At 45.3% G+C, this 19,496-nt stretch carries 24 protein-coding genes; 7 read left to right on the top strand and 17 right to left on the bottom strand.

Features of this window, described 5'->3' with window-relative positions:
- Window positions 1-127: 127 nt before the first annotated feature.
- The 4 genes from FTV42_RS05960 to FTV42_RS05945 form a co-directional block, all read right to left on the bottom strand.
- Window positions 128-1,843 carry a cation:proton antiporter gene (locus tag FTV42_RS05960; protein ID WP_180037971.1) on the bottom strand — a complete coding sequence of 572 codons (1,716 nt, stop codon included), beginning with the start codon at window positions 1,841-1,843 and terminating at the stop codon, window positions 128-130.
- Between the two features lie 134 nt (window positions 1,844-1,977).
- The gene (rpmG, locus tag FTV42_RS05955; protein ID WP_001205031.1) at window positions 1,978-2,133 is read right to left on the bottom strand and encodes a 50S ribosomal protein L33; all 156 of its coding nucleotides are present in this window, start codon (window positions 2,131-2,133) and stop codon (window positions 1,978-1,980) included.
- 12 nt (window positions 2,134-2,145) lie between these two features.
- Window positions 2,146-2,382, bottom strand: a complete 237-nt coding sequence (rpmB, locus tag FTV42_RS05950) for a 50S ribosomal protein L28 (protein ID WP_000048256.1) — start codon at window positions 2,380-2,382, stop codon at window positions 2,146-2,148.
- A gap of 165 nt (window positions 2,383-2,547) precedes the next feature.
- Window positions 2,548-3,996 carry a coniferyl aldehyde dehydrogenase gene (locus FTV42_RS05945; protein WP_004278439.1) on the bottom strand — a complete coding sequence of 483 codons (1,449 nt, stop codon included), beginning with the start codon at window positions 3,994-3,996 and terminating at the stop codon, window positions 2,548-2,550.
- 115 nt (window positions 3,997-4,111) lie between these two features.
- On the opposite strand from FTV42_RS05945, the gene FTV42_RS05940 reads away from it, so the two are divergent.
- The 5 genes from FTV42_RS05940 to FTV42_RS05920 all read left to right on the top strand — a co-directional run bounded on the left by FTV42_RS05940 (window position 4,112) and on the right by FTV42_RS05920 (window position 7,770).
- Window positions 4,112-4,843, top strand: coding sequence for a TetR/AcrR family transcriptional regulator (locus FTV42_RS05940; RefSeq protein ID WP_034437998.1), 732 nt, complete (start codon window positions 4,112-4,114; stop codon window positions 4,841-4,843).
- Between the two features lie 48 nt (window positions 4,844-4,891).
- A complete protein-coding gene (purU, locus tag FTV42_RS05935; protein WP_004278437.1) occupies window positions 4,892-5,758 on the top strand; it encodes a formyltetrahydrofolate deformylase in 867 nt (288 codons plus the stop codon).
- A 191-nt stretch (window positions 5,759-5,949) separates the two neighbouring features.
- Window positions 5,950-6,717: a TonB-dependent receptor gene (locus FTV42_RS05930; RefSeq protein ID WP_044111864.1), complete on the top strand. Its 768-nt coding sequence runs from the start codon at window positions 5,950-5,952 to the stop codon at window positions 6,715-6,717.
- 25 nt (window positions 6,718-6,742) lie between these two features.
- Window positions 6,743-7,366 carry a MotA/TolQ/ExbB proton channel family protein gene (locus tag FTV42_RS05925; RefSeq protein WP_180037968.1) on the top strand — a complete coding sequence of 208 codons (624 nt, stop codon included), beginning with the start codon at window positions 6,743-6,745 and terminating at the stop codon, window positions 7,364-7,366.
- On the top strand, window positions 7,366-7,770 hold the full coding sequence (locus FTV42_RS05920; RefSeq protein ID WP_004278434.1) for a biopolymer transporter ExbD: 405 nt from the start codon (window positions 7,366-7,368) through the stop codon (window positions 7,768-7,770). The genes FTV42_RS05925 and FTV42_RS05920 overlap by 1 nt, the downstream gene beginning before the upstream one ends.
- A gap of 65 nt (window positions 7,771-7,835) precedes the next feature.
- Here FTV42_RS05920 and msrA read toward each other — a convergent pair whose 3' ends face one another.
- From msrA to FTV42_RS05885, 7 genes are all read right to left on the bottom strand, one after another.
- Complete coding sequence (gene msrA / locus FTV42_RS05915) at window positions 7,836-8,360, bottom strand: peptide-methionine (S)-S-oxide reductase MsrA (protein ID WP_180037966.1); 525 nt, start codon at window positions 8,358-8,360, stop codon at window positions 7,836-7,838.
- Between the two features lie 110 nt (window positions 8,361-8,470).
- The gene (locus tag FTV42_RS05910; protein WP_004278432.1) at window positions 8,471-8,932 is read right to left on the bottom strand and encodes an META domain-containing protein; all 462 of its coding nucleotides are present in this window, start codon (window positions 8,930-8,932) and stop codon (window positions 8,471-8,473) included.
- A gap of 102 nt (window positions 8,933-9,034) precedes the next feature.
- Window positions 9,035-10,084, bottom strand: a complete 1,050-nt coding sequence (locus FTV42_RS05905) for a DUF4105 domain-containing protein (protein WP_081407913.1) — start codon at window positions 10,082-10,084, stop codon at window positions 9,035-9,037.
- A gap of 23 nt (window positions 10,085-10,107) precedes the next feature.
- Complete coding sequence (locus FTV42_RS05900; RefSeq protein WP_180037964.1) at window positions 10,108-10,620, bottom strand: dihydrofolate reductase; 513 nt, start codon at window positions 10,618-10,620, stop codon at window positions 10,108-10,110.
- 200 nt (window positions 10,621-10,820) lie between these two features.
- Window positions 10,821-11,663: a thymidylate synthase gene (gene thyA / locus FTV42_RS05895; RefSeq protein ID WP_004278429.1), complete on the bottom strand. Its 843-nt coding sequence runs from the start codon at window positions 11,661-11,663 to the stop codon at window positions 10,821-10,823.
- 305 nt (window positions 11,664-11,968) lie between these two features.
- Entirely contained in the window at window positions 11,969-12,169 is a 201-nt protein-coding gene (locus FTV42_RS05890; RefSeq protein WP_044111872.1) for a lipocalin family protein, read from the bottom strand.
- Between the two features lie 3 nt (window positions 12,170-12,172).
- A complete protein-coding gene (locus FTV42_RS05885) occupies window positions 12,173-12,298 on the bottom strand; it encodes a lipocalin family protein (RefSeq protein ID WP_005245940.1) in 126 nt (41 codons plus the stop codon).
- 418 nt (window positions 12,299-12,716) lie between these two features.
- Here FTV42_RS05885 and FTV42_RS05880 point away from each other — a divergent pair, with 418 nt between their 5' ends.
- Window positions 12,717-13,232: a CHAP domain-containing protein gene (locus tag FTV42_RS05880; RefSeq protein ID WP_085064497.1), complete on the top strand. Its 516-nt coding sequence runs from the start codon at window positions 12,717-12,719 to the stop codon at window positions 13,230-13,232.
- Window positions 13,233-13,250: 18 nt separating this feature from the next.
- Here FTV42_RS05880 and FTV42_RS05875 read toward each other — a convergent pair whose 3' ends face one another.
- The 3 genes from FTV42_RS05875 to lgt form a co-directional block, all read right to left on the bottom strand.
- The gene (locus tag FTV42_RS05875) at window positions 13,251-13,637 is read right to left on the bottom strand and encodes a hypothetical protein (protein WP_044111875.1); all 387 of its coding nucleotides are present in this window, start codon (window positions 13,635-13,637) and stop codon (window positions 13,251-13,253) included.
- Window positions 13,630-14,022, bottom strand: a complete 393-nt coding sequence (locus tag FTV42_RS05870; RefSeq protein ID WP_005103145.1) for a hypothetical protein — start codon at window positions 14,020-14,022, stop codon at window positions 13,630-13,632. The genes FTV42_RS05875 and FTV42_RS05870 overlap by 8 nt, the downstream gene beginning before the upstream one ends.
- A 92-nt stretch (window positions 14,023-14,114) precedes the next feature.
- Entirely contained in the window at window positions 14,115-14,924 is an 810-nt protein-coding gene (gene lgt / locus FTV42_RS05865) for a prolipoprotein diacylglyceryl transferase (protein WP_004278424.1), read from the bottom strand.
- Between the two features lie 93 nt (window positions 14,925-15,017).
- On the opposite strand from lgt, the gene FTV42_RS05860 reads away from it, so the two are divergent.
- A complete protein-coding gene (locus tag FTV42_RS05860) occupies window positions 15,018-15,797 on the top strand; it encodes an NRDE family protein (RefSeq protein ID WP_180037962.1) in 780 nt (259 codons plus the stop codon).
- Between the two features lie 53 nt (window positions 15,798-15,850).
- Here the strand turns inward: FTV42_RS05860 and FTV42_RS05855 are convergent, their stop codons facing one another.
- The 3 genes from FTV42_RS05855 to tatB all read right to left on the bottom strand — a co-directional run bounded on the left by FTV42_RS05855 (window position 15,851) and on the right by tatB (window position 19,495).
- Window positions 15,851-18,103 (bottom strand): PhoX family phosphatase, encoded by a 2,253-nt coding sequence (locus tag FTV42_RS05855; RefSeq protein ID WP_180037960.1) that lies wholly within the window; start codon window positions 18,101-18,103, stop codon window positions 15,851-15,853.
- Between the two features lie 196 nt (window positions 18,104-18,299).
- Window positions 18,300-19,076, bottom strand: a complete 777-nt coding sequence (gene tatC, locus FTV42_RS05850; RefSeq protein ID WP_180037958.1) for a twin-arginine translocase subunit TatC — start codon at window positions 19,074-19,076, stop codon at window positions 18,300-18,302.
- A complete protein-coding gene (tatB, locus tag FTV42_RS05845; protein ID WP_180037955.1) occupies window positions 19,073-19,495 on the bottom strand; it encodes a Sec-independent protein translocase protein TatB in 423 nt (140 codons plus the stop codon). The genes tatC and tatB overlap by 4 nt, the downstream gene beginning before the upstream one ends.
- Window position 19,496: the final 1 nt, after the last annotated feature.

The raw sequence follows: 19,496 nt of genomic DNA, 5'->3' as shown, positions 1-19,496 counted from the left end.
TTTAAGTCGTGAGCAGTCTGAAGCCAGTGTGTTAATAAAATCTTTGGCTCAGAGATATATTGATGTCCATAAAAAAAGTTGCCAGATCCGGCAACTTTTTTATTTGGTGTTGATTAAAAGAAAAACTTTAATGAGAAGGCGTATGCTGATGCGCGATCTCAATCTGGTTCAAAATATGATTGCTCATATTTTTTGCCATTTCTTCTTTGGCATAATAAACCGCACCGATATTATCCCGACGAATGGCTTCAGCTTCTTCCTTGCTTTCCGCACAGACCAGTACCTGAATTTGTGGATTCAAGGTCTTGGCAATGTCGACAATTTTATGAATATCGATGATATCCATAGGCGAAATGACCAGTAAGCGCGCATGTTGAATGTGTGCCTGAATCAGTACGCCAGCTTCAGTGGCTACGCCAGACACCGCAGCAATACCTTTTTCACGTAGATTTTCGACGATGTCACGGTTTTCTTCGGCAATCACCACCTTGATATTTTCTTCCATCAATGAGCGGGTAATGCGACGTCCCACCTCACCATGGCCAATAATGACCACCTGATCGCGCAGGTAATCCTGTGAGACTTCATCCGGTAACATTGCCAGAGGGTCACCACTGCGTTCCAGTAAGCGGGCCAGAGTCGAGCGTTCCCGAATCCATTTCTGTACCGGCTCAATCGCGGAAAAGATAAAGGAGTTAAGCGTAATCGAAATTAAGGCACCTGCCAGAATCAGGTTTTGACCTTCCAGCGAAAGCAGGTTGAGCGAAACACCGAGTGCAGCCAAAATAAAGGAGAACTCACCAATCTGTGCCAGAGAAGCACCGACGGTCAAGGCGGTATTGATCGGATAACGGAAGAACAGTACCAGTGCCATCGCAGCAATCGTCTTACCAATCATGATAATCCCGACCACTGCCAGTACATGTAAGGGTTGTTCCAGCAAAATGCGCGGATCAAACAGCATACCGACGGAAACAAAGAATAAAATCGAGAAAATTTCACGCAGTGGCAAGGTTTCTTCTTCGGCACGATGACTGAAATCAGATTCTTTCACCACCATCCCGGCAAAGAAAGCACCCAGTGCCATCGACACGCCAAAGATTTCATAGGCACCAAAGGCAATCGAGACGGCAGCAGCCACCACTGTTAAGGTAAACAGCTCACGTGAACCCAGACGTGCCACCACCTGTATGATCATCGGAATCAAGCGTTTACCAATAATCAGCATGAAGGCAATAAAGCCTGCGACTTTGAGCAGGGTAATACCTAAGGTGAGCCAGATATTCTCATCGCTTGCGCCTTCCAGCGCCTGCCCACCTAAAAGCACCGCAGTGGCAGGTAACAGTACCAGTGCCAATACCATGACCAGATCTTCGACCAGCAACCAGCCAACAGCAATCCGGCCATTGATCGAATCGAGCAGGCCACGATCACCAAGGGCTTTGAGTAGAACCACGGTACTGGCACAGGACAGGCTTAGGCCGAAGACCAGCGCTGCACCAAAGCTCCAGCCCCACAGCATCGAAACTCCGACTCCGAGCAAGGTGGCAACTGCAATCTGTAAAATCGCACCAGGCAGGGCAATCCGGCGTACCTGCATCAGATCGTTTAGGGAAAAATGCATTCCGACGCCAAACATCAGGAACATGACGCCTAATTCTGCCAACTGGTTGGCCAGATGAATATCACCGACCACACCGGGCGTGTGGGGACTAATCAGAATGCCGGCAATGAGATAGCCGATCAAAGGGGGGAGACGTAGCCGTGCAGCGAGATAGCCAAAGACCAAAGCTAAGCCAAAACCAACAGCCAGTAATATAATGAGCTCTACGTCATGTGGCACTAAATACTCCTTTAGCTAGGTTTGCTGGGAAATAAGCACAAAAAGTGCCAAAACATGCAGAAAGTTTATCAAGCCGGATAAAAAAAGTGCAAAAAAAACGACCCGCGAAGGTCGTTTTTTTAAAGAAACTAAAATTATTTGATTTTAGCTTCTTTGAAGATTACGTGTTGACGGATTTTTGGATCAAATTTTTTGATTTCCATTTTTTCCGGCATAGTACGTTTGTTCTTAGTCGTGGTATAGAAATAACCTGTACCAGCTGAAGAAACTAAGCGAATTTTATCACGCATGGTTCAGACTCCTTAGATCTTTTGACCTTGAGCACGTAGGTCAGCAACAACCTTTTCAATGCCCAATTTGTCGATAATACGCATACCTTTAGTGGTTAAACGAAGACGTACAAAACGTTTTTCGCTTTCTAACCAGAAACGGTGGTGGTGCAGGTTCGGCTCGAACCGGCGCTTAGTTTTGTTGTTGGCGTGTGAGACGTTGTTACCAACGACTGGACGCTTGCCGGTAACTTGGCAAACCTTAGACATGGTGTAACTCCATTGATTTAGCCAACAGCAAATCTGTATGGCCAGTCAAAAATAAACGGATTGAAATCATTCAAGGGGCGTTTTATATCAAAAATGCGCTTAAAAGACAAGCGATTTTCGTCAAAACGCGGCACGAACTATATCGATAGCTCATGCCTTGATCATTTAGCGGAGAAGTGTCTTCGAAATCAGCTTGTGAATCGGTTTATTGAACGGTGGCAGAATGTATTTCAAGCTGTACAGCTTTGGATTCGACATTACTGAGCGTTCATGCGACAAACTGAAGAAGCCTTCTGGGCCATGGTATTTACCCATACCTGATGCACCGACACCCCCAAATGGTAGATCGTCCTGCGCAACATGGGTCAGTACCGTATTTTGCCCGAAATGCCCTGAATGGGTACGCTGTGCGACATAATCGGCACGCGCCTGATCAAAGTCGAAGTAGTATAAAGCAAGTGGACGTGGACGGCTATTAATAAAGTCGATGACATCGTCAATTTGATCATATTCCATGATCGGTAACAGTGGGCCAAAGATTTCATGCTGCATGATCTGCATCATCGGGGTGACATTGGTCACGATGGTCGGTGCAATCTTGCGCAGATCAGCCGAGTTTTCACTACGCGGATTAATTTCAATGACTTGCGCACCCTGTTCACGCGCATCATCCAGATAGCCTTGCAGACGGTTATATTGTTTGACATTAATAATCGAGGTGTAATCCTGATTATGGGTGATATCCGGATACATGCTTTCGACACAGGCTTTAAAGTGATCAATGAACTCGGCAGTTTTTCCGAGAGGCAGGAACATATAGTCTGGCGCTACACAGGTCTGACCGGCATTCCAGAGTTTGCCCACCGCAATCCGCTGCGCGACATCGCGCAGATCAATCGATGGATGCACCAGTACTGGCGATTTACCGCCCAGTTCCAGAATCACCGGCACCAGATTTTCGGCAGCGGCTGCCATGACGGTTTTACCGACTGCAGTTGAGCCGGTGAAAATCAGTTTATCGAAAGGCAAACGACAGAAAGCATCTGAAATCACACCGCCACCATTCACCACAGCGACCAATTCTTTAGGGAAGGCTTCAGCCAGGGCTTTTTCCAGAACTTCACCAAAAGCAGCGGATGCACTAGAAATTTTGATCATGGCATGGTTGCCGGCCGCCAGTGCGCAAATCAGGGGGCCAATCGACAACAACAGCGGATAGTTCCATGGTGCGATAATCCCAACCACGCCTAAAGGCTGATATTGTACCCAGGCTTTAGCCGGCTGATGAATAATGCCGACATGACGCTTGGAAGGTTTCATCCATCGGGTCAGGTTTTTGCTGTAATATTTGATATGTTCCAGACAGGTGAGCAGTTCACCAATCTTGGTTTCCCCGATTGAACGGTTACCATAGTCCTGATTAATTGCATCAGCAAATTGATCTTGATACTTAACTAAGATACGCTTAAGTCGAGCTAAACGATCGATACGTTCCTTTGCAGTCGGCAGAGGGTAGTGTAAGTAAGCGTGTTTTTGTTGCGCCAAGACTTCATTCAAATATTGGCTATCAAAAAAATGTGGTGTCATTGATGTTGTTTTTGTGTGACTGTTCATGCCGCACTACCATTATTCAAAAATCGATTAATTAATTTTTAGAGCAAATACTCTAATTAGTCAAGTAACTTTGTGTGTTAGCCTGCTAATGCATGAACTGAATGGTTATTTTAGGATGTCCCAAACCAAAACCTTAAAAACTAAAGAGCGTATCTTGCAGCTCAGTTTGCAGCTGTTTAACGAGCGTGGCGAACGATCGGTAACCACCAATCACATTGCGGCTGAACTCGGCATGAGCCCGGGTAACCTGTATTATCATTTCCGCAATAAAAATGAAATTATTAAAGAATTGATGGAACAGTACCAGCACCAGACCTTGGAAATGCTGGCGCTGCCGGATGACCGTGCGCTGGATGCCAATGATAAGGTGCATTATTTTCAGGTGCTGAGCAGCCAGTTATGGGCTTATCGTTTCCTGCATCGTGATGTCTATCATCTGGTGGAAAATAACGAAGATTTTCGCAAGATGTATCCGCGCTTTGCCGGTCAGGTGATGCAGCAGGGCCAGAAAATTTATAAAGGCTTTGTTAATGCAGGCCTGATGGACATGACCGATTCAGAAATTGAAGCACTGATCATTAACCTGTGGATTGTACTGACCAACTGGACCAATTTCCTGTATATGTCGGGTCATCTGACCGATTCCAATACGCTGGAAGAAAAATGGGTCTGGCAGGCACTCCGTCAAATGGTATTCTTGGAAGGGGCGTATTTACGTGGTGAAAGTCGTCAAACCTATGAAGGTTTATTGAGTAGTTTGGGCTCTTCGGAACTTTTTGCCAGCCTGTCGTCGTCTAAAGATTCTGAATCTGAACAAACTATTCAGAATATCCAAGAAACGCGCTAGAATACTCGGCTTATTTTTTAATTTAACTGATTAGTGACTTAAACCAACATGAATATGACGACTGCTAACACCGCACGTTTATTGATTACTTGTGAAGACAAGCCGGGCATCGTGCAGGCTGTTTCGAGCTTCTTGTATCATCAAGGTGCCAACATTACTGCGCTTGACCAATATGCGACAGCAGCGCAGGGCGGACGTTACTTCATGCGCGTTGAATTTGAACTCGATAATCTGCAAAGTCGCAAAGAAAGTATTACCCAGACTTTTGCAGCGAATGTGGCAGAACGCTATGGCATGCAATGGCGTCTGGCTCTGGTGAGTGACGTGAAAAAAGTCGGTATTTTGGTGTCTAAAGTCGATCATGCCTTGCTTGAGCTGTTATGGCGTCATGCGCGTGGTGGCCTACCTTGTGAAATTACCAAAGTGGTGTCGAATCACGAGACTTTACGCGAAGCAGTTGAAAACTTTGGTATTCCATTCGAAGTCGTGCCGGTGACCAAAGATAACAAACCTGAAGCTTATGCAGAAATCGACCAGTTGATGCAGGGCAATGACCTGTTGGTGCTGGCGCGTTATATGCAGATTCTGGATGAAGAATTTGTCAGCAAGTGGGAAATGAAAGTGATCAACATTCACCATTCTTTCCTGCCAGCTTTCGTAGGTGCCAATCCGTACAAACAGGCCTATGAAAAAGGCGTGAAGCTGATCGGTGCAACTGCGCACTATGTCACTGCGGATCTGGATCAAGGTCCGATCATCGAGCAGGATGTGGAGCGTGTGAACCATGACTTTACCGTTGAGCAGTTACGTGAACTCGGTCAGGACGTGGAACGTAATGTATTGGCCCGTGCGGTAAAATGGCATTTGGAAGACCGTATTATTGTCGATGGCAACAAGACTGTCGTGTTCCAATAAGACTTGCATTGAGTTTTAAAAAGGCATACTTTTAGTGTGCCTTTTTTGTTTTGATGCAAAAAAGTCAGTTAAAGGTAGGATTAGCGGTTGCAAATGAAAACACTTCTCATTTATTATTGGCATACTTTAATTGTGCTAACCGATGAGCTTGATAGTTTGTTCCACATCATCTCCTCAAGGTAATAGATTTAATGAGTCAAGTTGCTGCGCCCCAAATGCCTACACCGCCGAATCAGATGAAAAAGAAAGTCATCTCTATCGTGGCGGCTGTACTGATTGGGCATGTGGGTGTGTTATATGCGGTCAGCCAGATGAAAGCACCTGAGCTGACACCCATTGATAAGCAACCCTTAAAAGTGCGCTTTGTAAAACTCCAGGAAGCGCCAAAACCTTTACCGCCAAAGCCGAAGGCCGAGCCACAAAAAGAGCCGCCTAAGCCTAAAGAGGTCAAAATTGTCGATAAACCGCTGCCACCACCACCGAAAAAAGTAGAAAAAATCGAGCAGGTGAAAAAGGCTGAAGCGCCAAAAGTAGTCAAAGCACCACCAGTTGAAGCAAAACCAACCCCAAGTCCGGTCGTGCCGACAGTGGTCACTGAAACTAAAGTTAAACCGGCACCTGCTCCGGTCGCGCCACCTGCGCCTGTGGCACCGCCAGCACCTGCTGCGCCGCCATCCCCGAAAAGTGTATCGATTGGTGGGGGCGTGTCCTGGCAGCGTTCACCAAAAGTCTCACTCTCTGCAGGTGAATTAAAATCAGCCTGTTCACTGGTAGTAGATGTTTCAGCGAATGAGCAGGGTAAAGTGGTCTCTGCGACTGCACGAAATTCAAGTTGTAGCCCGGCGGTAACGCGCAAAGTAGAAGCAGCGGTACGTCGTGCACAACTCACCAAATATGTTGAAAATGGTGTGGCTTATCCAACACGCGTGGAACAGCCTTTCGATTTTCAGGTTAAATAACGGCTCACCCATTAGGAGTTCGAATATGAACTTTTCAGTTTATTGGCAACACGCTGATGCAGTCAGTAAAACGCTGTATTTCGTGTTATTGGCAATGTCGATCGCGACATGGACCATTTTTGTGCTGCGTTTGATGGGCACTCGCCAGCTGAAACAGATTGCCTATGCTCAGTTATCTAAAGCATTGGAACAACTGAAAACCAAACTGGCTCCTTTGGGCTTTGAACAGCGTAAGGCAGTGGCAGAACAGGCACTGTTACGCCAGATTTCAGCAGAAAAAGCCAATGCCGAAAAAGGTGTATCAGTTCTGGGTACGATTGCCTCAATTTCACCATTTGTCGGTTTGTTCGGTACAGTATGGGGCATCTTCCATGCGCTGGTTGCTGTTGGTAAAAGTGGTCAGGCTGGTCTGGCACAAGTGGCAACCCCAGTCGGTGAAGCATTGATTATGACTGGCTTAGGTCTGGCAGTCGCGATTCCTGCGGTACTGGCTTATAACATCTGTGTCCGTGCTAATCGTGGTTTGGCACACGAGTTACAGGATCAGGCACACGGTCTGCTGATTGATACTATGCTGCAACAGGAATCTACTGCAAAAAAGTCTGATGAAAAAGTAACACAACAGAGTTTCGTGGGAGGTCAAGCTTAATGGCTTTTCAACTGGGTGAAGACAACGATGTAGGTATGAATGAGATGAACCTCATTCCTCTCATCGACATTATGTTGGTATTGATGATCATCTTCTTGGTGACAGCGACCGTTGCGAACCCATCAATTCCATTAACCTTGCCACAAACGACTGCGGAGATTATCGATCTGCCGCCTGAAAATGTCACGATCAGCATCAATGCCGAAGGTGACATTGCCTGGAATGGCGATGTATTGACGCTGGAACAGCTTGAAACCCGTTTTAATGAAGCGGGCCAAGCTGAACGTCAGCCGACCATTGTGCTGAAAGCGGATAAAGAATCACGTTATGACTCTGTGGCGCAAGTCATGTCGCGTGCGAGTGGAGCCGGACTCAGCGATATTGCTTTTGCAACTGATAACTAAGATTTAGGTAATAAAAAAAGCGACTGATTGCAGTCGCTTTTTTTATGCCCATTTTTTCATGAAACTTAATGGGTTTTTAAGAGGGTCGTAAATTTGCTGCGTAATTTATTCAATTTTGGAGGAATGACAAAATTGCAATAGCCCTGGGTCGGGTTCTTGGCAAAGAAGTTTTGATGATAGTCTTCCGCCGGATAGAAAGTCGGGGCAGGACTGAGTTCAGTCACCATATTGATGCCATCGGCTTTCAGAGCATCGATCGCCTGCTGCGCCTGTTGCTGCTGTTCATCATTCAGATAATAAATCACAGAACGATACTGGGTGCCGACATCATTGCCCTGACGGTTTAGCGTGGTCGGATCATGGGTCGCAAAAAATACATCAAGCAACTGGGTATAGTTAATCTGGTTTTCATCGAAATCGATCAGAATGACTTCGGCATGGCCGGTATTGCCACCACAGACATCATCATAGTTTGGCTGAGTTGTGTGCCCACCTGCATAGCCACTGATGACCTGCTGAACCCCCTGGATCTGTAAAAATACGGCTTCAGTACACCAAAAGCATCCCCCACCGAAAAGTGCCTGTTGCATGGTTGATTCCTCATTCAATTAAATAACTCAATCGGGCTGATGGTTAAATTCCAGCTCATCAGTATGAAAGATAAAAAAGCCTGTCCATACAGGCTTTTTGTAGGGAAGTATTAACGCGGCTGAACAGCACTTTCTAGCTGGATCAAGAGATTCCCATGGCGATCCAGTAATTTTAAGGTTTTACCAAATACTTGATAATGTGTCACTTTGGCTAAAGCTTCATTAAATTTCTGATCAAGCTGATCGTTGTTCATACAGGCCATACGGGTAGTGGCCATTTGGTTCAGGGTCAGCGTGTCTTTCGCTGCTGTGTAACTGCCCATAATCCGGTTACAGCTATCTGAACCTGAAACGCGCTGGGTACTGGCATCAAATTGCAGACTCGGAACATTGCGTGCGGTTGGCGCAGTCTTGATTTCAGTATTACCAATCTGGGTCGCAATCCAAGTACGATTTTGCAAAAGTTGTAAATGATTCGCGGTTTGTGTCGTGGCTGTATTGGGCACAGTTTCGCAGCCCATGACCGTTAGAACCGAGCCTAAAATCGCGATTGCAGTTAATTTTTTTAGCATGAGAGATACTCTGATCATTGACTAGCTATTTGTATATAAACAAAAAAATGATCAAGGTTCCAGTTGATTTTGTATCTTTATTGAAGTGGATTTGCTACACAGTTATCGCATGTCGGGTTTTGGTAGGCCCTGCCGGATCAGGCGTGAATAGTCCTGACTGGAGAGATTAGCGGTGCGTTCTACCCGTGGATTGACATGTGCCCGTTGATACCAAGTGTGCATATCCCAAGACTGTTCTAGTACTTTAAGATCATAGAGATAATTCGGTAAATAGCCGGAGGCCAGCAACCGGTAATCTGAGGGTAGCTGTTGTTGCGATATCGCCTGAACCATATCAAAGACTAGTGTGGTGCAATTACTGGTCAGGGTATTGTACCATTTTGGCTTTTGGGCCAGCTTATCGGCCTGACGCAGATATTCCTTGAATAGCGCTTTAGCCTGAGCTTGCGGCATTTTGACTGGGAAAAAATAGACCTGTTCACCACGGACATTGCTACGGGTATAGACAATATCCTTTTCATCCGATGCGACCAGACTCAGTTCATATTTTCGGAAAAAGCCACCAATCGCTGAAAACTCTTCATTCTTTTCCTTGCGGATTTCAATCGAAAAGGTGAGTGGCTTTTGATTGGCAAAATCGAAGCTGACTAGGGTGTGGGCAATTTTAGGTCCCATCCAGTAGGAAGTAATGATGTTCACGCCAGTAATCTGATTCAGATCAAAACTCCGGCTTTCCCAGCGTTCGATATAGCGACCATCGGCCTGCCAGTCAAAGTTGCGGATATTGTGTAAGGTGAGCTGATCACCTTGCTGCTCATAATGCAAAAGCTGGGAAACTTCAGGATTCCACTCCCGATCCTGACGCGCTTCCAGACTAAAATATCCCAGCAGACAGAATAAAAAGGCCAGAAGATAAAGAACGCTATCGACTTGGCGGGAGATCAGATGCCAGGTGAAATAAATCCCGAGAACGACCAGCGCAAAGGTCAGCCAGAGTCCAATCAGCATCAAGCTGCCGATTTTGCCGATGGGTTGATGCACCCAAAGCATCAGGCTGAGCCACAAACTCGATAGAATGACGAATAAAGTAAACAGACTGCCCAGCAGCCACAGACTCCAGTGCCTGGAAATATATTCGCGTCCCTGCATCATCACTTTTTCATGAGAAATAAGTTTTATTTTCTGTAGGTTGCGAACTCAAAAGCAATGCCGGTTTTGTCGTCGATATGTTGCTCGGCAGCGACTTTTTTAAATTCTGCCGGAATCGCTGGATAATAGGCATCGCCCTGTACATCCAGTTCGACATGGGTCAGTTCCAGACGGTCTGTAATATCCATGGTCTGTTTAAAGATTTCACCGCCACCAATGATGAAAATGGTGTTAGGCTTTTCTGAAGCCTTCACATCTGCCACGGCCTGACTCAGCGCGTCTTCAATGCTATAAGCGACTTTGGTACCTGCAAATGCCCAGTCTGGATCACGGGTAATGACCCAATTCACCCGTTTAGGCAAGGTACGTCCCATCGATTCTAGTGTCTTGCGACCCATCACCACCACACCGCCTTGGGTGATTTCCTTGAAGTGTTTCAGGTCGGCAGAGATATGCCAAGGTAGGTCATTGCCCTTGCCGATACAACGCTGCTGATCCATGGCAACGACGTGTACAACTTCTAAATCTTGAAATGACATGTATTGAATCCTTCTTATCAAGCCCAAAGTCCTTCGTGTAATTTTTTACTGGTACGAAAGAAAGGTTAAAAATCTATATTGATTGCCTTCATGCTTTAGGGCTAGGAATATATTTTGAAAGGAGGTGGCGATTCACGCGTGGTAAAAAACCTCTTCCTAGCCCTCTCCTAGGAGGAGGGGGAACTTTATAATAAAGAAAATTAAACAGCGACAGGGGCTTTAATTCCTGGATGAGATTCATAACCGACAATTTCGATATCTTCAAATTTGAAATCGAACAGGTCTTTAATCTCGGGATTTAGTTTTAATTGACAAAGGCCGAGTGGCTCACGGCTGAGCTGTAATTGTGCCTGTTCAAAATGATTGCTGTACAAGTGGGTATCGCCACCAGTCCAGACAAAGTCACCAACCTCCAGATCACAGACTTGCGCGATCATATGCGTCAACAAAGCATAGCTGGCAATATTAAATGGTACACCCAAAAATACATCGGCACTGCGCTGATACAACTGACAAGACAATTTGCCATTGTGCACAAAAAACTGGAACAGGGTATGGCAAGGGGGTAAGGCGACCTGACCCGCTTCATTCGGGTTCCAGCCGGACACGATCAGACGACGCGAATTCGGATTAGTTTTAATTTCATTGATCAACCATTTGATCTGGTCAAAACCGTCCTGATTATAGCTATTGTCTGCATTCTTGCTGGCCCCAAAATTACGCCATTGATGGCCGTAAACTGGACCCAGTTCGCCTTCAGGACGGCCAAAACGTGCAGTCTGTTCTGCGGTCGCCCATTCATCCCAAATCGAGACTTTATTGTCTTTTAAATACTGAACATTGGTATCACCTTTCAGGAACCACAACAGTTCAATCACGATAGAACGGAAATGAACTTTTTTGGTGGTGAGTAAAGGAAAACCTTGGGAAAGATCAAAGCGCATCTGATGACCAAATACCGAACGTGTACCTGTACCGGTACGGTCGCCTTTATCGCCGCCGTTGTCGAGGATATGTTGTAAAAGGTCAAGATATTGGCGCATAGTTCTCTCTATTTGAATCTGTTGAAAATTGCCGTTTTAACAGCAGAACGGATTATTTTATAATCAATTTTCTGTCGAAAGGGACAATTTAAATTGCGCACATCATAGCATTTTTTGATGAGCTTTCATCGCCCAAATTGAGAATAAAAAAGACCTCCTGATAGAGGTCTTTTGATTGCAGTTTAAGCGGTTTTATGGCCCGTATGGACGGTATGAATCAGATCAGACAGATCATAACCTAAGGGTGCTGCATAACTTAAATATTCGCGTTGAGTCGCTTCGTCCAGACTGGTGTCGCGATGTAATCACCATAAATATTCTTTATTCGGCTCGCCCACGAGTGCCGTCTGATAATCCGGATCGATTTTTAAGACCCAATAATCGCCCTTGGTAAACGGGATCCCATGCAAGCCTTCAGGTAAAAATCTGATTTCAAGCTTGGCATGTTCTGCATCGATAATGATCGCTTCAGCAATGGCTTCATCCACCTTGCCATTTTCATTCAAGCTCTATACCGCAGAAATATCGGTGCTGTCTTCAGGTTGGCGCTTCATCGGCAAGTGTGCAATGTCATACCAGGTACTTAAATATTGTTCTAAATTAAAATTTGAAACGGTACTTAAAGTCTGACTCATTTTTCTTCTCTGTTTAGTTCAATATTTAAAGTTTAGTTCAAGGTTTAAAAATGCCGCATCAGTGTAATACAGGCGGTAAAGCTTAAAATGATGTAATCATGTGGTGGAATGTTATCTGAAAATGGCCGAGCTACAGATTAAATCCACACGTTTGAGTAGAAAAAGATAAGGACTCATTTTGTATAGTTCAGGCTAAAAAAGCTTTGCAAGGCATCGAAGTTGGCTTTGCTTTACATTTTTTTTGCAAAGATGATGGGTTTTGTAACTGTATTAGAAAGAACGGCTTAATTTGAATGCCGCAAAAATAGACAAATTTATTTACATTTTTAATGTGAAAGATAACATTTAAACGACTAGTATTCTCGGCTTGTTAACAATATGAAAGCCTAAATTACAGGCGAGGAGCGGTTGGTAAGGCATGATCTATGATCATCAAGTAAACATGAGCGAAGTATATGCTCCTGTCCAAGCGAATATCATGGTGCGTTCCCAATCGGAGCAAAGACCTAAAAAGTCATCCCACAAAGCCACTGTCCGTAATGCTTCAGGCGTAAGCAATGGCCATCGTATCAATATCGAGAAATTTACCAGTTATCTGCAAGGCATTACCCGAAATACCAGTACACAGAAATGTGCGCGCAGTATTCGTGTCGGTCTGCAATCCTCTGGTGCGAAAATTGTGAACCATCCAGTCGCAGCGGCAGATTGGGGAAGTACCCTGATGCAGCTGGGCTATAAGAAAATTAATGCTTCTTTTGATCGGCCGAAAAAAGGCGATATCTATATTATTGACCGTACTCAGGGACATAAATATGGACATATCGCGGCTTATTCAGGTAGTGCCTGGGTATCGGATTTCAAACAGCGAGATCATGCGGTTTATCGCAATAAAAACGTGACTTATAGTTACTATCGTCTGGAAACTTACTTCTAAGAAAATACTGCGAAGTGATCAGTCCTCAAAACGCTTCGCACGGCTTTCATAGATTGAAACGATAAATAATCCAATCGCGGCAAAGCCAAGACATTGCAGACCCCAGGCAAATTTGCCCCATTGTTGGTGCTGTTCAGGCAAATAGCCAAACAGGGTAATTAAGGCAATGATGGGAATCACCCGGCTCAAGGCGCTAAAGCCATTTGCATAGGGATTGGATTTTGAGATTTTTAGGCGGAAATGGTGCAGTAAATGCACAACAATTCCAATCGCTAAACTCACCCCAACAAATATCGGACCTAACTGGGCCATAGTCGATGCTGCATAAATCAAAATACAGGTCGCGATGATGACAATGAGTTTGATTTGACGGCTACAGCGTTCCGAATACCAAAATTCAAGCATGTGGTGGCTCTGGATCCTGAGAGTTCTGATTGAGCAGCGACAATGGTGAAAACAGACAAATTGCCAGTGCCATAAAGGCAATGCCTTGTGCACCCGGAATCAGAATTTCACCCTGTTGCATATTCATAAAAACTAAAGCAATCAATAAGGCAATTGGAATCCAGGTCAGTAATCTATACAGCAAACCGGTCGGGTTTTTGCTGGCAAAGTGGATTTTGCAGTAACGGCAGATCAGAAAAATGATGCCGGTACCGACAAACATCAAAATCGAATCTAAGGGCAGTGGTTCCATCCAGTACAAGCCTGCAGCTGTCGCTGCAATCACAATAAAGATCAACAGTTTTTTGAGAACAGATACCTGCGGATTAAACCAGAACTCAAGCATAATGATGAAAGAATAGAAGAGATAATCGGCACTTTAGCATATTTTGAGTATAAAAAAGCGAGGCCTTTGCCTCGCTAAATTACGCGATTTTCTCAGCTATTTTTGTTTGGACCCCAGTCATATATTTTCTTCTGATAGGCATACCACATCATCCACAAGCCAATCAGGATCATTGGCAGGCTCAAGAATTGTCCTTTGCTCATCCAGCCAATAAATAGCTGGCCATTGTCCGGCTCACGGAAGAATTCAACCACAAAACGTGCCAGACCATAGCCGATCAGGAACAGTGCCGAAACTGCCATACGCGGACGTGGCTTGGAACTGAACCACCATAGGACAATAAACAGGATCAGGCCTTCACATAGCGCCTGATAGAGTTGAGATGGATGACGAACCAGTTGTAGGGGATCTGTCGGGAAAATCATGCCCCAGGCAAAGTTTGGGTCGGTGACCTGACGGCCATACAGTTCGCCGCCAATAAAGTTACCAATCCGGCCAAACATCAACCCTGTTGGTACGCAAGGTGCGATAAAGTCCAAGGTCTGGAACCATGTCATCTTATATTTCTTGCACCACCATAACATGGCCAGAATAACCCCGAGGAAACCGCCGTGGAAACTCATGCCACCGGTCCAGATCTGGAACAGCCATAAAGGATCGGCCAGGAACTGGGAAAAACCGTAGAAGAAGACATAACCGACACGGCCACCGATGATCACACCGAGTGCACCGAAGAAAATCAGGTCAGACACCATATCCGGTGTCCAGCCACGTTGTTTGGCGCGAAACGTCGCCAATCCCCAGGCAAATAAAAATGCCAGTAAGTACATCAGTCCATACCAGTGGACTTGTAAGGGCCCGAGCGAAATCGCGACGGGATCAATATTGGGATAGGTGAGCATTCCTGTTCCTTGTGATTCTGTTTTGCACAGATTTTAGCTTAAAGCAAAGAAAAATGTTGTACATTCAATGTGTAAAGATCGAGAGCGTAAATTATGTGTATCGTGGCATTGGCTTGGCGGGTTCTGGATCAGAGCTCATTATGTCTGATTTCAAATCGGGATGAGTTCTATCAGCGTCCTACGCAGGAGCTGCATGAATGGGAGAATAGTCCGATAATTGCCGGGCAAGATTTACAGTCGGGCGGTACCTGGATGGGGATTACGGCTTCTGGTCGCTGGGCGGTGATTACCAATTTTCGTGATGGGCAGGACAAAGGGCATTATCCGACTTCACGTGGACATATCATCCAGAACTTTTTAGATTCTGACTTAACGCCGATTCGTTTTGCTCAAGATCTGGAACAACGCCAGTGTGACTATGCCGGCTTTAACCTGTTTATCGGCGATCAAGATCAGGCGGTGTACATGAGCAATCGCGGTGAAGCACCACAAGTACTGGCGCATGGCGTCTATGTGGTTTCGAATGGCCTGATGAGCGAAGACTGGTACAAGACCCGCCATTTACGTAAACGCTTTACCCAGGAATTTTTACCGATGCTGCAATACCAGGAGATCGCAGAAGCAGATTTGTGTCATGCAGTCTGGGATATTCTGGAAGATGAACGCAAGGTGATTCCGGAGCTGCTGCCAGACACAGGTATCTCCGTGGAAATGGAACAGCTGCTGTCTTCGACTTTTATCCAGAGTTCGGCCTATGGCACCCGCTGCTCAAATTTTTTGAGAATGCAGCAGGGACAATGGCACTGGATCGAGAAGTCACAACAAGGTACAACCACAGGTCAAACTATTGAGAAAATAATTAGCCTAAAATAATCACCGGATATAAAAAATGCCGACAGATGTCGGCATTTTTGAATAACAGCTTTTTATACGGTCGCTTGTTCCAAAGCTTCACCCGCAATGGCACCGCCATCTTTACGGGTAATGACCACAGTCGCAGAGCGAGGTACTTTGCCTAAACGGCTATAACGCTCGCTTTGGTTGGCTGGCCATGCACCCCCTGGATGCTGAACGTTGACAAAGATCGCTTTATAGTCCGGGGTAATAGTCACGCCGGTAATTTCACAACCCGATGGACCAGTCAAAAAGCGACGAACACGATCATTGCTGAGTTTGGCACCAACAAAGGTTTCCTGTCCTTCTGCTTTGGTGCTGGCTGCAAGCGCTTTAGCACCATCACCCACAGTACCCGGAAGTGCTGCCAACATCATGCAGTTGGTTTCATCGGTGTACTGACCATCATCCGTCTGAATCCACAGAATACCGCGCGGATCGAACCACATGCCATCCGGGCTGGAGAAGTCATTTAAATCATCCAGACCTGACAGGTTGATGTTAGAAGCAGCACGTGCTTCTGCACCGAACAGGAAAATATCCCAAGCAAAACTTGTCGCTGTCACTGTATTTTCAGCTTCACTGAAACGAATGATATGACCATTCATATTGCCTGAATTGCTGGCGCTTGAACCTTTAAAGTCGATGTAGCTACGTGGGTTGGCAGCATCAGTTTCATATGCACGACCACGGTTGCTGTTGTTGGTTAAGGTTACATACACTTCACCATTTTCGGGATTCACGGCAACCCATTCTGGACGGTCCATTTTGGTCGCACCAACATGGTCAGCAGCAAGACGGGCATTGATGACGATGTCATCCTGGCCTGCAAATGGATAGATTTCATTGGCAGTAGTTAAACCATTTTTGCCATGAGTCAGTTCTAGCCATTCACCTGTACCGTCATCATTGAATTTAGCGACATATAATGTCCCTTTATCCATGTATTTATCACCAGCAGTATAACCACCATTGACGTCTTTCGGATCCCAGACGGCTTCAGAAACAAATTTATAGATATATTCGCCGGTCGCGTCATCACCCATATAGAACGCTAATGGCTGACCCGGAATAGGGTTGCTACAGCGGCAGTCTTCGTGTGCAAAACGACCCAGTGCAGTACGTTTAACTGGACGTGTAGTCGCGCTAAATGGATCAATTTCTACAATGAAGCCACAGGTATTCATGACATTACGATAATCTGCTAAAGCATTTGCGCCTTTAACTGAAATATCCCAACGATCATAAAGTCCTTTATCACCGGTTAATTCAGCAACAGGCGTATTCCAGCGGTACTGAGACGAACGGGCATCAGTACCACCACGACCATAACGAGATAATGAAATTTCTTCTTTTGCAATAGCGCGGGTGTCGTTGGCTTGACGAGCGAAATAACCACTCCAGTTTTCTTCAGCCGTTAAGTAAGTTCCCCATGGCGTATAACCATTACCACAGTTTGCAAAGGTACCGCGAGTCAGCGTCCCATCTGGTGAGAAAATGGTTTTGACTAAGTCAGAACCACGCGCTGGTCCATTAATTTCCATCTCGGTTGCGGCAGTGATACGACGGTTAAAATTAGAATTTAAGTTGATTTTAACGTCTTGTGTATTTGCATCTTTGCTGATCTCAATAACAGAAACACCATGCGCATTCACTTCACGGAGTACCTGATCTTCTGGACGTACGCCATCGATGGTAATTGTACCTTCTGGTGTATGGAGCTGAGATTGTTGTAGATATTCGTGGTTTAAAACAAGTAAACCTTGTGTTGATTCTTTCGCAGCATAATTTTTGTTGGTTGGATGCATACCGAAGAAGCTCATACCATCATGGTTATCGCCTGAACGGAACTGGTAAGAGGCACCAGAAGCTAAGGTCGTATCGGTCTTTTCTGGATAAGCAGGGTTGATTGGATCGCCTACTGCATACAATACTTTAAGCTCATAACCTTCAGGAACACTGAAGAAGTTTTGGGTATTCTTGCGAACCGGTTCAAAGACTAATTTATTCGGACGTGCTTTTAGATCACTCCAGGCATGTTGATCTGGGCTAGTGGTATCTGGCGGTGTAGTTGGATTACTGTCAGGTGTACCAGAATCATTATCATCATCTGAACAACCACTTACTGTTGCTGCAAATGCTAATGCCATTGCCCCACTTGTAGTTTTCGCAATAAAGCTGCGGCGGCTAGTATATTGATCCAGAATCGTTTGGAAGTGCGTGTTGTTTGAGTTGTTACTGTCTTCAACCAGATCCTGGCAAGGTATCATGTCTTCATTTTTCATTTTAAAGTCCCAATTAAAAAATAAGTGCTTGGTGGTGTAGAAGTTTTCAATACCTTAAGCTTGGGATATGACAGTAATCTTAAGGAAATGTTGCATTAAAATTAAATAAATCAGTATTTTATTGAAAATTGGAAACAAAAAGACAGCCAGAGCTGCCTGAGTAAATCGATATTTTTTTTGTTTTGGCTGGTTATTATTATTCAGTCTTTAAACGACGTTTTTCAATCAGTTTTCCTGCCAGTAAACCCAGTTCAAACAGTAGCCACATTGGGACAGCCAGCATGATCATCGATAGGGCATCCGGAGGTGTAACAAACATTGCCACAAAAAAGCAACCCACAATAATAAAGCGCCGTTTCTCTACCAGAGTCTGTGTCGAAACTGCGCCAATCAAGATCAGAACCAGGGTAATAATGGGAATTTCAAAGGTAAAACCAAAGACCAGAAACAGCTTTAAACAGAAGCTGAGATAACTGTTGATGTCGGTCATCGGGGCCACAGTTTCCGGCGAAACACTGATAAAAAAATGCAGAATCGAGGGCAATGCCACAAAGTAGGCAAAACTGATACCGGTATAAAACAGCACGATACTGCCGATCAAAAGTGGCAAGGCCAAGCTCTTTTCTTTGGCATAGAGCGCAGGCTTAATAAAGGTCCAAAGCTGATACAGGATAAACGGCATCGCGATCATCAGCGCGACAAAGAAGTTCAGCTTAAAAGGTGCCATGAAGGTTGCAGTGACATCCGTGGCAATCATGGTTGAACTGGCAGGTAGCTGTGCACGCAAGGGTTCGGACAACCCTTGGTAAGTCTGATTGGCAAAGGGCAGCAAACAGAAAAACAGGCCAATCAGGACAGCAACCACTTTAAACAGATGCTTTCTTAAGATGATCAAATGCTGGGTAATCGGCATCTGTTCAAGATTCAGCGCTGCAGCATCATTTGAGGCGGGTGTGGTCGGTAAGGATGTCATACGGCCACCTTCATTTTTGTATAGCGTTGTTCTGAAATCATGGTTTGAATTGCTGTAGGCTTAGGTAAATACACGGGGGATACAGGCTGTATCACCGGCTGATAGCTGAGCAAGGGCTGAACAGCTTGCGATTTTATTTTTACTTCATCGGTTGCCATCGGTTGCTGCAAATCTGTCATTTGTGCCTGCATCTTGGCTTCCAGTTCCTGAATCCGCTGCATTTCAGCCTGCATCTGTTCACGTAGCTCAGACAGGCGCAATTCACGATCAAGATCATTCTGAACATTGCTCACCATACGCTTGATCTTGCCGTACCATGTTCCGACAAAACGTACTGCTTCCGGAAGCTTATCTGGCCCAAGAACCAAAAGCGCAATAATCCCGAAAATCAGCAGCTCGGTCATTCCGATATTGAGCATA

Origin of the sequence: Acinetobacter sp. YH16052 (genome assembly GCF_013417155.1) — a bacterium.
Classification (GTDB): Bacteria; Pseudomonadota; Gammaproteobacteria; order Pseudomonadales; family Moraxellaceae; genus Acinetobacter.
This window is presented reverse-complemented; position numbering and strand designations above follow the sequence as displayed.